Source organism: Colwellia asteriadis (genome assembly GCF_039523295.1).
GTDB classification, from domain to species: Bacteria; Pseudomonadota; Gammaproteobacteria; order Enterobacterales; family Alteromonadaceae; genus Colwellia; species Colwellia asteriadis.
Genome location: NZ_BAAAFA010000008.1, coordinates 63,577 through 77,718, shown reverse-complemented (window position 1 = coordinate 77,718; position 14,142 = coordinate 63,577). Strand labels below are relative to the sequence as shown.

The following is a 14,142-nucleotide window of genomic DNA, read 5'->3' as shown; positions in this document are numbered from 1 at the left end:
ACGTCATTATTACTAAGTTTAAAGGTTTCCTTGATGAGCACTCATAACCCTGCGGATCCGCATAAGAAAGATCAACGTCTGATAATACTTGATACTGAAACAACGGGTATTAACCCAAGAGAAGGTCACCGTATTGTTGAAATAGGTTGTGTTGAAATGATCAACCGACAATTAACCGGACGTAGTTATCATGTTTATATCAAACCACTTGATCAACGTGGCCAAGTATTTGAAATGGAACAAGAGGTTATTAACGTTCATGGTTTAACCAATGAATTTTTAAATGATAAACCAATATTTTCCCAAGTAGTTCATGAGTTTATTGATTTTATTCGCGGTGCCGAGCTGGTTATTCATAATGCAAAGTTTGATGTTGGTTTTATGGATCATGAATTTGCTTTATTTAATGCAATGAGCAATGGCAATAATCAAGTACCAATGACCCAAGATATTTGTACGATAACCGATACCTTAAAAGTCTCGAAAGATGAGTTTGGCTCACCGAAAACCTTAGATTACCTAGCACGATTTTATAAAGTCGATAAGCTTATTGACCGTACTTATCATGGTGCATTGATTGATGCGCAGTTGCTTGCCTTTGTTTACATTGAAATGACACGTAAACAATCAACCTTGAACTTATCAGCCGGGGATACTGAAAGCTCAGATGATAATGTGATTAGGCGGTTACCAGAGCAACGTAATAAATTAAAGATTGTCTTAGCTTCTGCCGATGAACTGATAGCTCATAGCGATCGCTTAGCGGTAATTGAAAGTAAAGGAGGAGAACCCGTTTGGAAATAAACTTAATTGCGTGTCCAATTAAAAAACCTCAACATGGCAACTTTCTATGGCATGTTCCTCATTCTATTCTAGTTACATGTTTATTAATGCTGGTCATTTATTCTGGTGCTTTATATGCCGATAATAATGCGCGGTTTACTAATACTGATACAAAAAGCACTAGCCCCTTAAATAAGGGAACGGTCGAATACTATAAAAGTGACAATATCACTAACCAAATTCCTTATTTTGATAACCGCTTTCGTATAGATAGCGAACTCGATGAAATAACCATGATATTTTATCGAAAAAGTGGCAGTAGACCGGTTATTTTAGTTCGTCCAGACGGTAGTAAAATTAGAGTGAATGGCTTTGATGTAGAAAAAGTGCAGTGGTACGACGACCGCACCTTCGACATGATAAAAATAAAAAAACCTATGGTTGGTCCGTGGCAAGCTATTGGTGATATTTTACCTGAAAGTCAAATACTGGTGGTTTCAGATGTAAAGATTGCCGTTGAACCGCTACCCGATATCATTTTTTCAGGAGAAACTTTAAAAGTAACAGGTCGGCTCTTTAATGGCGAACAAGCTATTGCTAGCCCACATTTTAAAGAAGTGGTGAAATTAGATGTGAATTTTTATAGCACTAATAATTCGGCGTATGAAAATTTTGGTGCGGATGCGATAAAAATTACCTCATTTAGAGATGATGGACGCGGTTTAGATGAGTATGTCAACGACAACGTATTTACAGGGGAGTTTGTGATGAAGTTCTCTCCGGGTGAATGGCAGCCTGTCTATTTAGTAAAATTGCCTATGGCAACACGTGAGTTAAGGCAAGAAAATATTCTTCTGCATAAAACCCCGATAACAATCGAGGTTGATGTATCTAATACACCAGATGAATCTCATATAATGAATTTGGTAATTGATCCAACGCTTGTTGATGAAAATAGCTTAGTGTTTCAAGGTAAAATTACCTTTCCTGATCGTCAGATAGAACCTTTTTCTATTCTAGAAGGCAAGGGGAGTAAGCGAACTGAAGATATTACTTATACAGAGCCAGGTATATATCGTATAAATGTTAGTGCTTTTGGTCAAACACGCACGGGAAGAGAGTTTCGTTTAGTGGTGCCTGAAGTTACCTTTAATGTAGAAGCGACTGATTTAGTGCCTAATGTACTGGGACTCGATAATGAGGGCAGTACTTCTGAAGAAGAAAAGGCTCAAGCTTTAGCAGAAGCACTTGAACAAGAACGAATTGCTGCATTAGCGGCACAACAACAAGCACAAAAAGAGAAAAAAGCACAAACGTTAATTATTATTGTTGCAGGAAACACCTTAATTATTGTTTTAGCGTTAGCTGCATTTCTATTTATGCGTAAGAAGAAAGCCAAAAGCTAAATAAAGCGATAGTAGCGATATTAATATTTTGGTACTGATATCGCCAAATTGTACAGTAAAGTTAAAATTCGCTGGATTTTTTAGCATATTGCTTATCAAACCAACATACAGATAAAAATTTTAAAAAAGTGGTTGACGGCATGGCATCATATCCGTATTATCTCGCCGCATCCAACGACATGTCGTTGGAAACAAAGTAAATGTCGCGGAGTGGTAGTTCAGTTGGTTAGAATACCGGCCTGTCACGCCGGGGGTCGCGGGTTCGAGTCCCGTCCACTCCGCCAATTTACTCTTCATCATGATTGATGCGAAAGGAATTTCGTTAACTATTCAAAGCAAAAGATCGCGGAGTGGTAGTTCAGTTGGTTAGAATACCGGCCTGTCACGCCGGGGGTCGCGGGTTCGAGTCCCGTCCACTCCGCCAATTTTGTTTAGTGTTATGATTTATCAACATAAATGATACGAAAGGAATTTCGTTAACTATTCAAAGCAAAAGATCGCGGAGTGGTAGTTCAGTTGGTTAGAATACCGGCCTGTCACGCCGGGGGTCGCGGGTTCGAGTCCCGTCCACTCCGCCAATTTTGTTTAGTGTTATGATTTATCAACATAATTGATACGAAAGGAATTTCGTTAATTATTCAAAGCAAAAAATCGCGGAGTGGTAGTTCAGTTGGTTAGAATACCGGCCTGTCACGCCGGGGGTCGCGGGTTCGAGTCCCGTCCACTCCGCCAACTTTGTTTAGTGCTAGTGTTTAGTGCTATGATTTATCAACATAATTGATACGAGAGGAATTTCGTTAACTATTCAAAGCAAAAATCGCGGAGTGGTAGTTCAGTTGGTTAGAATACCGGCCTGTCACGCCGGGGGTCGCGGGTTCGAGTCCCGTCCACTCCGCCAACTTTGTTTAGTGTTTAGTGTTATGATTTATCAACATAATTGATACGAGAGGAATTTCGTTAACTATTCGAAGCATAAGATCGCGGAGTGGTAGTTCAGTTGGTTAGAATACCGGCCTGTCACGCCGGGGGTCGCGGGTTCGAGTCCCGTCCACTCCGCCAACTTTGTTTCATAAACCTCCTTGTTATTTCGAAAATCCTTCAGCATAGAAAATCCCTTAGTATAAATACCTTAAAAATAAAACTACGTGAATACCTTACCACAGTGTTTTAATTGAATTTCTATAAGACTCTTTATTAAAAATCATCAAAAGTATCCTATCGTCTTAGTCTATTTGACTTTATTCATCAGTTAACTACCTTCATCAGTTAATTACCCTGGTTTGTTGAACGCTACTTATGTGTCGTATTTAAGAGCTGTAGAAGTAGGTAGGCTTTTATAACGCGGATTTTTGCGGTTACGTCTAGTATGTATACCTAAGTAAAATTATTGAAGGTAGGGGTCTGTTGAGCGTGGGGATTTGGTAAATATTTAAAGTAGTAGAGAAAGTGCAAAGGCAATAAAGCGTCTATAGTGTTTAGGCTATAATTGTCGATAAAGTTGAAATTGATGAGAATAAGCTATAACGATAATAAGCTCGTTATAGCTTATAGAAGTGTTATTTTATGATGTAGAGTCGGTATCTTTTTTCTTACGAATACTCAACCCTAATTCTTGACCACGATATTTGGCATAATAAGTCGCACCTAAAAACATGGTAGTCGCAAAAAGTAATTCTAAACTCGCCCAAAGCGTATCTTCAGGCACAACCCAAAGGGTAGTCAAGCTATGTAAGAAATAAATCAATACAATAAAGTTAGACCATGCATAGGTAAAAGGGTTACCTTGGAGCATACCTTTAAGCGGAAATAATAGCGGCAAGGTAAACATAACTAAGGTAGTTACTGTATTTAAACTCTTACTCGGGCTTAATACTAGTAACCACAAAGGCATATAAATGAGTAAAGAGAAGTAGCCCGTTAATGCAATTTTCTTTAAATTGCTAGTTGATATTCGTTGTGTTGTCATAATGTCGTTAGGTAACTCTTAGTTGAAAAATGTTAATACATTTTCAGGAGGGCGTCCGATAATGGCATGGCTACCATTACTAACAATAGGGCGTTCAATTAATTTAGGTGTATTAACCATTGCGGTAATAAGTGTATCTTCATCGGCACCTTTTAAATTTTGCTCGGAAAATTCAGCTTCTTTAATACGCATCATGTCAATAGCGTTGCAATTAAGTTGCGTTAATAACGTGCTAATAGTTTCACGGGTGAGCGGGGTTTTTAAGTACTCTACAATAGTGACTTCTTGGTTGCTTTTTGATGCACTCTCTTCGAGTAACGCTAAAGTTTGACGACTTTTAGAGCAGCGGGTATTGTGATAAATAGTAAACATAATCTTTCCTAAATGGCTAATATGGGCGCTTAATTATAAACGCTTTAAACGATTTTCTTGTTCTTGAAGTTGTAATATACGTGCTTTGATGCGCTTTTGTTGTAGCGGTTTGTCTTCAAAGAAGCTGTAACTGGTTTGTAACTCATCTACTGCCTTAGAGTAGCCGCCTAAAAGAGCAAGTAACTCGGCTTTGTTAACATGCATTAGCCCCATATTACCTTGTTCTCGATATAATGTGGTCAGTAAATCATAAGCGATAAAGTTACCAGGACTAACAATTAAGAAGTCTTGTAGTAAATGTGCAGCCTCTTGATACTCTTTAGCTTTTAATAACGCATTAGCATAATTTAAAGTAACTACTTGGTTGTTTGGCATTAACAAGTTTAAGTAACTTAACATTGCTAAAGCATCTGAAACTTTACTATTAGCAATATACACGTCGGTTAGTGCATCTATGTAAAATAAATTATTTTTATCTTTAGCGCGTAAAGCCTCAAGTAAATCTTGTGCTTTATCTAACTCGTTATTTTCAAAATATGACAAGGCTAGGCCATACTGAGCCCCTTCTTGAAGAGCGTAGTGCTTTTTATTTAATAAACGTTGGTAGTAACCAATATTTGTTTTAGGGTCGCTCTCGTAGCGTGCGGTAATGCGTGCTTTAGCCAGTTCAAAAGCTAAACTAGGTGCTAGAGGTCTTGCTGGGTAATTATGAGCGCGCTGCCTTGCGTCAGTAATACGACTCTCTGGTAAAGGGTGAGTGAGCAACATTGCCGGAGGTTTACTGGCATAGCGATATTTTTCCGACATTTTTTGGAAAAAGCTTGCTGCGCCTTGAGGGTTAAAATTACTACTTGCTAATAGAGCAATACCGACACGGTCTGCTTCTTTTTCATTACCTCGAGTATAGTTGATGCTAGCCTGTTGGGATGCCGCCATCGTGGTACTTAATGCCGCCATACCTAATGCTGGGTTTATTAAGCTAATAACAATACTTGATATCATTGCGGCGGCAGTAACACCTTGACTTTGATTTTGTGACTCTAGTCGTCTGGCTAAGTGGCGTTGTGTTACGTGAGATATCTCATGAGCAAGTACCGACGCCAATTCACTTTCAGTGTCGGCTGCGGTAATCAAACCGCTGTGTATACCTACATGACCACCAAAAAACGCGAATGCATTCAGTTCATTATTATTAACTAAAAAAAATTCAAAAGGGTAACTAACATTTTCAGCATTCTTAACTAATTTATTACCCAACTGGTTTATGTACTCAATTAACACCGGATCTTGAATTAATGGCTGTGATGCACGAATTTGACGCATCATTGCCAAACCAATTTGTCGCTCTTTATCGAGTGATAGTACGCTATAGCCTGATATTCCTATATCAGGTAATTTATTTTTGCTATATTCACTCGCCTTAATGGTGCTGGAAAATGAGGTTACACAAGCAATACTTAAGGATAAGGTGAGTGTACTTAATAACGGTTTTATATTCAGCAATCGTCAATCCTGTCGTTGATAGCCCTCAAATAAGTGAGCTTTTTAAGTAGGGGGCAAGTTTTAATCTTCGGCTAAAAGAATATTACCATTTTTTCTCGCAATTTCTTGGTAAAACTCAGCAATGTTATATCCTTTGACCGACGTTATTTGGAAATATTTCGATAAAGTTGTAACTAATTGTTCGACGCGTTGGTGGGCCTGCTTTAATAAGGCAATATCTGCTTCGTCACCATTTTGATAACAAAAAATGCTAAATGCAACTAAACTGTTGACTCTAAAGAGCATTTGCATGCTTTCTGGTGACCAACGAATAAAAGGGCAATCAAGGTTGTTTTCAACGCTGTGTCTAATTATTTCGCCATTAATAACAGGGTAGCAGTGCAGTTCATAACCCATATCATTATATTCATGACGTAAGCTAATCTGAGGTTTTTTCTGATAAGTTACATTGCCTTGTAAGTCTTTCATCGGTGCAAAAGCCGCCATATTCCATGACTCGGTATTTAGCATACGTTTATAGGCACTATCAAAGCCGTGGGTTAAAATACCTTCAAGGTCGCCTAGCGATGTCGAAACCATATGGTAAATAGCAGGTACATCACCCCAGTTAATCTTTTTTTTATAGGCATTTATTTCTTTTAATGTTGATAGTTGAACTGTTGAACTCATTTACTTAATAACCTTAACAATTTTATAAGACTTGTTTACACAGGTAGGCTATGATGCCTAGAGGTAATTATTATGCTAATTTTGCAATATGGATTGTCGCAAATTAACGAATTAAACAAAAGGGCTGTTTAGAGAATTTTCATGATTTATTCATATGACGGAACCCGTGAGCGATGCCCAATACCGTTAGTGCAAACACGATTACTACTGAAAAAAATGCGGGAAGGGGATTATTGTCAGTTGCAATTAAAAGATAGTGGCTCCATTCAAGATATCCCTAAGTTATTAAGTAAGTTAGGTTACAGCTATACACAACATAAAAATAAAGATGATGTTGTTGAAATAACAATAAATAATAAGTTAAAGGAGTAAAGGTCAGGTTATGATCAAATTGTTTACTGAATGGTACACGCGCAAGTTTTCCGATCCACATGCCGTAACGCTAGTCGTTATTTTAGTTTGCCTTGCATTATTTATTGCCTTATTTAGTGATTTGTTGATGCCGGTATTTGTTGCAATCGCGATAGCTTTTCTCTTAGATTTACCAGTGAACAAGCTGATGCACATATCTTTCTCTCGTACCAGTGCAACGGTTATCGTTGTTGCTACTTTTGTCAGTATTACTTTAATTGGCTTATTGGGGCTTATGCCGGTGATTTGGCAGCAAAGTAGTAATTTATTGCAAGAAGCACCGCAAATGATCACTCAAGGGCAAGGGTACTTATTAACCTTACCTGAAAAATATCCTGAGTTAGTGCATGAAGCTCAAATCCAAGGGTTAATTGCCTTCGCGAACGATAAGTTTCTAGAATGGGGGCAAGTTGCGCTTAAAGCATCACTTAGTTCTATTTCTGATATTGTTGCTTTAATGGTCTACCTTATTTTAGTGCCATTAATGGTGTTCTTTTTTTTAAAAGATAAAAAAGCACTCTTAACCAGTATTACGTCTTTCTTACCCAAAGAGCGACGCATGGCAATACAAGTTGCTCATGAAATGAATCAACAAATTTTAAATTATATTCGCGGTAAAGTGATTGAGATTATCATTGTTGGCGCTGCAACAACTATTGCCTTTATGTTGCTGAACTTAGATTATGCAGTGCTATTAGGGGTATTGGTTGGTCTCTCTGTTTTAGTTCCTTATGTTGGGGCGACGGTAGTAACTATTCCTGTATTTTTAGTGGCATTATTTCAATTTGGTGTTAGCAGCGAATTTGGTTATGTAATGCTTGCTTACGGTGTTATACAAGCTATAGATGGTAATGTTATTGTTCCTCTATTATTTTCTGAAGCTGTTAACTTACACCCGGTAATTATCATTGTCGCGGTGATATTTTTTGGAGGCTTGTGGGGTTTTTGGGGAATATTTTTTGCCATACCGCTAGCTGCGTTAGTTAAAGCGGTATTGAATGCATGGTCTTCAAATCAAGAAGCGGTAATCGCAAATATTACGGAATAGACCTTAAGTACTTTTCCATCAATTATTTATAGCTTGCAGCGAATTAAGTTATTATAACGTACTGATAGTAAAGTAGTAACAGTCAAGTAGTAAATATATCACCTTGGAGAACAATAATGAATATTGGCTCAACAACCAGAATCATGCCTAAACATAAGCGTATGGCATTGGTTGCTCATGATAATAAAAAGTCAGATCTTATCGAGTGGTCTACACAGAGAATAGATGATTTAAAATTTCACCATTTATTTGCAACAGGCACCACAGGGCATATGTTAAGTAAGCATACAGGTTTACCAGTAAAGTGTTTATTTTCAGGTCCGTTAGGTGGCGATCAGCAACTTGGTGCTTTGATTGCTGAGGGTGAAATTGACGTGATGATTTTCTTTTGGGATCCGCTTGATGCTGTACCACATGACCCTGATGTTAAAGCCTTATTAAGGTTAGCAGCTGTGTGGAATATTCCTGTTGCCACCAATAAGTCAACGGCAAATTTTTTAATGGATTCTGTTTTAATGAAACAAGAAAGTGAAATAGAAATTCCAGACTATAAAAGTTACCTTGAACAACGTCTTGGTTAACGTCAAGTTACCTCAAAAGAGTAGCCAAATAAAAAGGGTTAACGCATTAATACGTTAACCCTTTTTGGTCACAATTTATTCGTTGTAAGTCTATTTTTCGTTTAAATAAGCAAGCACGACTTCATGGTGATCTTTGGTTTTAAACTTATTGAAGATGTGCTCTAAGTTACCTTGCTCATCAATGAGGAATGAGGTTCTAACCACACCCATATTTTCACGGCCCATGAATTTTTTTAATTGCCATACATTGTAAGCTTCACATGTAGCGTGGTCTTCATCGGCTAATAAAGTGAAATTAAGCGCTTGTTTATTGGTAAAGTTAGTTAGCTTTTTTGGTGTGTCAGGGCTTATGCCTAATACCACAACATTTAATGCTTCAAGCTCAGCTTTGCTATCTCTTAATGCACAAGCTTGAACAGTACAACCTGGGGTAGAAGCACGAGGGTAAAAGTAAACTAATACTTTTTTCCCTTTAAAGGAGTCGAGTGCTACCAGTGTGTTATTTTGATCACTTAACGTGAAATTTGGTGCGGGTTTACCTACTTCAAGCATATTTTAATTCCTAATTTCTAGTGTTAATTGAGTGGAGTAAACTCAGTAATTAAAGTAAATTTGCGTTTGCTTTTTTAATACAGCCTTGTACATCGATTTGTTGGCACAGTTCTAAAAAGTCATGCTCTAATTCATCGAAACTAATTTTTTCTGTTAGTGCAAATAAAATATTGGCGCTCATTTCATTAGTAACAGGGTCAATTTCTGACTTTAATGACGATATGTCAATTTTTCGAGTAGCAAAAAAAGCGGTCATTGCTTTCAAAATACCCGGTTGATCAATACCAGCATACTCGGCTTGATAATGTTTCACTAAGTCAAATACTCGGTGACCAGAGGTACGCTTCATCATCGTTATAAGCTCTAAAGAGTGAGCAACAGAAGGGAAGCGTACTTCAATTTTATTAATAGCTCTAGCGTCACCATTAAGTAACATGATAAAGGTAAACTCAGAGCCGAAAATAGCCATACGGCTATCTAAGATATTACATTCGCATTCACTTGCTAATTTAGTTAACTCACTAACACAACCTGTACGGTCTGATCCCATCGCTGTTAGCACTAAATATTGTGACATTCACTAAATCCAAGTTATCGAAAAAAAGCTATTATACCGAAGCCGATAATAAATGCGAGTTTGGCGCTAAAATTGAAACCAAGCATTTATTTCCTTTTACTTATTTTCGTTTAGGTGAAAATAAGTTGAAACTTTAGTAAGTTTATTGGTCATATATCTTGTGTTTGCAAAAACAGCCAAGTACCATGAGGCGCAATAATAATCTTAGTATTTTTACGTGTGCTTAAAATGGGTTTAACCATTATAGAGGTAAGCCACAGGAGCTTTAATGAGTCGTCGAGTATTATATTTTTCACTTTTATCATTATCACTAACGGCGTGTAGCTCAGTGAATAATAAACAAGCAGAGGGTGGTTTTGACTATGCTGAGCAGGAAGAAGCAGCACCGCTTATTATTCCTCAGGGGCTAACAAAGCCAAAACAACCTAATGACTATGCTGTTACCAACGAAGTCAATCATCAAGGACCTGTTGGTCAAAATATGGACATTAGGGCGCCATCACTTGTTATGCCTATAGCCGCTTCTTCACGGGTTGTTGAAGAGTCGGGTATTGCTATTATTTGGTTTGATAAAGTATTAGAAGAGCAAGATTTACTTAACTTTATTGATAAGGTTGTTAAAGATAAATTAGCTGACGATAACATCAGTTATAGCGTTATTACCGAAGATACCGAGCTTACGCTAAGTAAAGTGATTGAAGGAGCAACAAGCTTAAAAGAAACTTCAATCGATCGTGATGGTGTGCGAACTTCAATTATTGAGTCTGATTGGTACCATAATGAAGTCGACAATGGCTGGATATTTACCGATATAGAACAGTCAACCAGCTTACGTTTTCGTTATCAGCTATTAGCTAAACCACATGGGCGCAGCGTGTCATTACGTGTTTCGTTGGTCGATTATTTACAAACCGATAAACGTGGTGGCTCTAAAACTATGGACCCTATTGATAAACAGCGCGCTGAAAAGTCGATGCTTAACTCAATTATTTCATTGGTTGATTACAATTATCGAGTACAGCAACGTGAAAACCGCTTATTACGTGCTAATCAAAAATTAGTTACCTTAGGTCAAAATCCTGTATCCGAAGATGCTTTTGTTGTTGAAATGGGCATTGATAATCTTTGGGATAATATGCCAATTTTCTTTGAGAAACATGGCTTTACTATTAGCGATTTAAACGAAACTAAACGTATTTATTATGTTGATTTTGTTAAACCAGATACCAGTATTTGGGATTCGCTTTGGGGTGACGACGTACCTGTTATTGACGTGAGTGATGCTCATTACCAATTTGTACTGGCACCACTTGACGAGAAGAATGAAAAAACGTCAGTCACTATCTATAAAGCTGATGGAGAGCCATTAAGTAAAGAAGTACTTGATAAGATCTTCCCTGTTATTGAAGCTGGGTTATCTTTTAGAAACGTATTCTAGTACTAAATAGTGGCGCAACACTTAAGTGTTACGTTATATTGAATAGGTTAAGCGCCGTAGTTATTTTGTAGCTACGGCGTTTTTATTTGTGCTACTTTTATTAACGCGGCTCTTGGTAGCTGAAACGTTAGCATTCAAACACTAAATAACCTGAGCTCGGCTTAACAAATGTTTCTCTAGCAGCTACTTTTCCTAACTTCTTCGTTAAATTTACTTGCAATAGGCCAGCTATTGACGCGAAATTTGCCTTGAATTAAGAAAAACTATCAAGCTAGAGGTTTATAAAAGTAATTTTTTATTATATTTCAATTTGTTAAATATCTCTTAAACCGAGTTCAGGTTAAATAGGTAATTTTATGTCAGATCACATTAATTATATTGAGTTTCCTGCAACCAACATTTCTGCTACCAAAGCGTTTTTTACGCAAGCATTTGGTTGGACATTTGAAGATTATGGGCCTGATTATACCGCTTTTAATAATCAAGGCTTTGATGGTGGTTTTTTTAAATCTGAACTTTGCTCGAGTATAGCGACTGGCGGAGCGCTTATCGTTTTGTTATCAGATGATTTAGAGCGTAGCCAAGCGAATGTTATTGCGGCTGGCGGGGTTATTAGCCAAGAGATTTTTAGTTTTCCTGGTGGGCAACGTTTTCACTTTATTGAACCTAGCGGTAATGAATTAGCGGTTTGGTCTAAAACAAGTTAAATAACCTGAATTCGCTTTAACTAAGCTCTTGATAACCTTGTAAAGGCTGGGTTTTGAAAAAGCGTAAATTAATTTGGCTATCTTGGTTGTTTTTATTACTGGCGCTTCTTAACGATAAGGCAATGCGATGCTGCTCGTTAACTTGCGGATAAATTATCCAGCTACGCCATATGCTTGGTTCATCGACTCGATGTGGAGCGAAGCTTAACCGAATATTATCTTTAATCTGAAAATGGTTGTTGCTGACTGTTGATTTTTCTTGGTCTGTTATCAAAAAACTAAAGTCAGCTAACGGAATTGCTAACCCTAAACCCCACGCTTTAATATAGGATTCTTTTAAGGTCCAATAATCAAAAAATCGACTACGTTGCTGCTCACTTGGTAAGGCAAAAAGCTCTGTGGTTTCTTGGCTTGAAAAGTATCGCTCAGCAATAGCTAATACATCGTTACTACGACTAGTATCTTCTACATCACAGCCAATATCGTCATGCAAGGTTACCGCACAAGCAATAAGCCCTTTAGTGTGACTAATGTTAAAGCGCAGTGCTAAGGGTGGATTAACCAGTTCAGGTTTATCTTTTTCACCTTTTTCAAAACGCCATGCTTGAGGGGCAATATCAGCGTAGTAGGATAATAAATCACGGACAAAAGCACGAGTAATTAAAGCATCATGTCGGTCTTTAGCAAACTTATAGCGCTGTTGTTTAATGGTTTCTTGCTCACTGAGTAGGGTACGATATTGACTGAGTAGCGACTCATCATTTGCTGTTATGTCGTTAGGATCTGTTAGCCATAAATGTATTTCATTTGGCGCTAAAGCAAGTTTTTCTTGGCATAACTTAAGCGTTGTAAAATTTGGCGTAGAGGTTGTCATAAAGTATCGTTAGGTTAGTGGCAAATAAGCCTTTTTACATGGTTAGAAAATTTTAACATAAAGGTGATTACTATATGTGATTTTTTAGACTTTTTATAAAGCAAAATTATTTTTTTATTTTAAGCTAACATAATATTTTTATTATGTTTTTTATTTTCGCTCAGGTAAGCCTTTAAAATTAAGTAAAAAAGTCAATAACTGGTCGAGCAGTTGCCGTTCATAAGACAAGTTAAAATTGTTACAGCCTGTATCGGGTGATTGTTTTGGGTTGTAAAGCTGTGTATATTAGCCATCCTTTATGAATTTATGATGACGCAAAACGGATGTTAAATGGCTAAGTTACATGCAAATGCAACCACAACTCCCGAGATGCGTGCATTTATTCATGAATCAGATTTACCTACGGCAGTATTAGCACGTTTATTGAAAATTTCTGAAGCAACCGTTCGCAAGTGGCGTAAACGTGAATCGTTTACTGATGGCTCCCACGTCCCCAAACAATTAAATACTACGTTGACTGAAGCTCAAGAGTACGTGGTGATTGAACTGAGAACACGGCTACTACTATCACTTGATGAATTACTTGCGGTATGTAAACAGTTTATTAATGCCAATGTTTCACGTGCTGGCTTGCAACGTTGTTTGAAGCGTCATGGCGTGTCAAAACTCACTGACATGCAAGCATGTGGGACTATGGTTGATGCGGATAATAATAACAAAAGCCCGATTCAAGTAAGGCTGGAAGACAAGCAAGAAAACCAAGAGTTATTCGCTGAAATTAGTCCTCAGGCAATGCATCAAGTCTTAAATCGCTCACGTGAACTCAGTGTTGAGCAGGTAGTACAAGTGAAAGTAACCCCGCTCCCCGATTTTTCCAATAAGACCAGTGACATTACTGAGAAATTAAGCGAGCAATCAACTGAGCAGCTAACAGCGCATTCTAGCGATAAGTTAGCTACAAACCGTACTCAGCAGACAAACCAAAACAATCAAACAAAACCAAGTCGCTTACTTATTGCTAATGATCCTGCATCTGGTTGGGTTTACGTCGATATTTATGATAGCAATGAGTCTGAAGCCGCCAGTCGTTACATGAGCTATGTGCTCACCAAAGCCCCATTTCATATTCGTCGAATTTTGGCGGGTAATTATAGTGAATTTTTAAGTCGTTTTCGTTTATTAAATGACAGTGCCGATAAGCAAGATGCTAGCACTGAACATCATAAGCAGAACGAAAATGCACGCAAGTCTTAAT

At 37.7% G+C, this 14,142-nt stretch carries 15 protein-coding genes and 6 tRNA genes; 14 read left to right on the top strand and 7 right to left on the bottom strand.

Translation table 11 applies throughout. The features are described 5' to 3' along the window. Nucleotides 1-33 precede the first annotated feature (33 nt). The 8 genes from dnaQ to ABD005_RS12165 all read left to right on the top strand — a co-directional run bounded on the left by dnaQ (nucleotide 34) and on the right by ABD005_RS12165 (nucleotide 3,248). Nucleotides 34-804 (top strand): DNA polymerase III subunit epsilon, encoded by a 771-nt coding sequence (gene dnaQ / locus ABD005_RS12200; protein ID WP_215980472.1) that lies wholly within the window; start codon nucleotides 34-36, stop codon nucleotides 802-804. Next, a complete protein-coding gene (locus ABD005_RS12195) occupies nucleotides 795-2,189 on the top strand; it encodes a TIGR03503 family protein (protein WP_343817728.1) in 1,395 nt (464 codons plus the stop codon). The genes dnaQ and ABD005_RS12195 overlap by 10 nt, the downstream gene beginning before the upstream one ends. Nucleotides 2,190-2,396: 207 nt before the next feature. Continuing rightward, nucleotides 2,397-2,473, top strand: a tRNA-Asp gene (locus tag ABD005_RS12190). Between the two features lie 63 nt (nucleotides 2,474-2,536). After that, nucleotides 2,537-2,613: transfer RNA gene (locus tag ABD005_RS12185), tRNA-Asp, on the top strand. 77 nt (nucleotides 2,614-2,690) lie between these two features. After that, a tRNA-Asp gene (locus ABD005_RS12180) sits at nucleotides 2,691-2,767 on the top strand. A gap of 77 nt (nucleotides 2,768-2,844) precedes the next feature. Further along, nucleotides 2,845-2,921, top strand: a tRNA-Asp gene (locus ABD005_RS12175). Between the two features lie 89 nt (nucleotides 2,922-3,010). After that, a tRNA-Asp gene (locus tag ABD005_RS12170) sits at nucleotides 3,011-3,087 on the top strand. An 84-nt stretch (nucleotides 3,088-3,171) separates the two neighbouring features. Next, a tRNA-Asp gene (locus ABD005_RS12165) sits at nucleotides 3,172-3,248 on the top strand. Between the two features lie 502 nt (nucleotides 3,249-3,750). Here ABD005_RS12165 and ABD005_RS12160 read toward each other — a convergent pair. The 4 genes from ABD005_RS12160 to ABD005_RS12145 are packed head-to-tail and all read right to left on the bottom strand — an operon-like array spanning nucleotide 3,751 to nucleotide 6,699. After that, nucleotides 3,751-4,155 (bottom strand): DUF2069 domain-containing protein, encoded by a 405-nt coding sequence (locus ABD005_RS12160; protein WP_343817727.1) that lies wholly within the window; start codon nucleotides 4,153-4,155, stop codon nucleotides 3,751-3,753. Nucleotides 4,156-4,173: 18 nt separating this feature from the next. Further along, nucleotides 4,174-4,527 (bottom strand): arsenate reductase (glutaredoxin), encoded by a 354-nt coding sequence (arsC, locus tag ABD005_RS12155; protein ID WP_343817726.1) that lies wholly within the window; start codon nucleotides 4,525-4,527, stop codon nucleotides 4,174-4,176. Nucleotides 4,528-4,560: 33 nt separating this feature from the next. Then, entirely contained in the window at nucleotides 4,561-6,030 is a 1,470-nt protein-coding gene (gene bepA, locus ABD005_RS12150) for a beta-barrel assembly-enhancing protease (protein ID WP_252738829.1), read from the bottom strand. Between the two features lie 60 nt (nucleotides 6,031-6,090). Further along, nucleotides 6,091-6,699, bottom strand: coding sequence for a hypothetical protein (locus tag ABD005_RS12145; RefSeq protein WP_343817724.1), 609 nt, complete (start codon nucleotides 6,697-6,699; stop codon nucleotides 6,091-6,093). 141 nt (nucleotides 6,700-6,840) lie between these two features. Here ABD005_RS12145 and ABD005_RS12140 point away from each other — a divergent pair, with 141 nt between their 5' ends. The 3 genes from ABD005_RS12140 to ABD005_RS12130 all read left to right on the top strand — a co-directional run bounded on the left by ABD005_RS12140 (nucleotide 6,841) and on the right by ABD005_RS12130 (nucleotide 8,739). Continuing rightward, nucleotides 6,841-7,071, top strand: coding sequence for a sulfurtransferase TusA family protein (locus tag ABD005_RS12140; protein ID WP_343817722.1), 231 nt, complete (start codon nucleotides 6,841-6,843; stop codon nucleotides 7,069-7,071). A gap of 10 nt (nucleotides 7,072-7,081) precedes the next feature. After that, the gene (locus ABD005_RS12135; protein ID WP_343817721.1) at nucleotides 7,082-8,158 is read left to right on the top strand and encodes an AI-2E family transporter; all 1,077 of its coding nucleotides are present in this window, start codon (nucleotides 7,082-7,084) and stop codon (nucleotides 8,156-8,158) included. 122 nt (nucleotides 8,159-8,280) lie between these two features. Further along, on the top strand, nucleotides 8,281-8,739 hold the full coding sequence (locus ABD005_RS12130) for a methylglyoxal synthase (RefSeq protein WP_343817913.1): 459 nt from the start codon (nucleotides 8,281-8,283) through the stop codon (nucleotides 8,737-8,739). Nucleotides 8,740-8,829: 90 nt separating this feature from the next. Here the strand turns inward: ABD005_RS12130 and bcp are convergent, their stop codons facing one another. Together bcp and ABD005_RS12120 are read right to left on the bottom strand one after the other, a co-directional pair. Further along, nucleotides 8,830-9,291, bottom strand: a complete 462-nt coding sequence (bcp, locus tag ABD005_RS12125; RefSeq protein WP_343817719.1) for a thioredoxin-dependent thiol peroxidase — start codon at nucleotides 9,289-9,291, stop codon at nucleotides 8,830-8,832. Between the two features lie 49 nt (nucleotides 9,292-9,340). Further along, on the bottom strand, nucleotides 9,341-9,868 hold the full coding sequence (locus ABD005_RS12120) for a glycine cleavage system transcriptional repressor (RefSeq protein WP_343817717.1): 528 nt from the start codon (nucleotides 9,866-9,868) through the stop codon (nucleotides 9,341-9,343). 268 nt (nucleotides 9,869-10,136) lie between these two features. Here ABD005_RS12120 and bamC point away from each other — a divergent pair, with 268 nt between their 5' ends. Both bamC and ABD005_RS12110 read left to right on the top strand, forming a co-directional pair. Continuing rightward, entirely contained in the window at nucleotides 10,137-11,306 is a 1,170-nt protein-coding gene (bamC, locus tag ABD005_RS12115; protein WP_343817715.1) for an NlpB/DapX family lipoprotein, read from the top strand. Between the two features lie 356 nt (nucleotides 11,307-11,662). After that, nucleotides 11,663-12,013: a VOC family protein gene (locus tag ABD005_RS12110; protein WP_215979451.1), complete on the top strand. Its 351-nt coding sequence runs from the start codon at nucleotides 11,663-11,665 to the stop codon at nucleotides 12,011-12,013. Nucleotides 12,014-12,029: 16 nt separating this feature from the next. Here ABD005_RS12110 and ABD005_RS12105 read toward each other — a convergent pair whose 3' ends face one another. Further along, nucleotides 12,030-12,887 carry a 4'-phosphopantetheinyl transferase family protein gene (locus ABD005_RS12105; RefSeq protein WP_343817713.1) on the bottom strand — a complete coding sequence of 286 codons (858 nt, stop codon included), beginning with the start codon at nucleotides 12,885-12,887 and terminating at the stop codon, nucleotides 12,030-12,032. A 330-nt stretch (nucleotides 12,888-13,217) separates the two neighbouring features. Between ABD005_RS12105 and ABD005_RS12100 the strand changes: the two genes are divergently transcribed. Continuing rightward, nucleotides 13,218-14,141: a helix-turn-helix domain-containing protein gene (locus ABD005_RS12100; protein ID WP_343817711.1), complete on the top strand. Its 924-nt coding sequence runs from the start codon at nucleotides 13,218-13,220 to the stop codon at nucleotides 14,139-14,141. Nucleotide 14,142 lies beyond the last annotated feature (1 nt).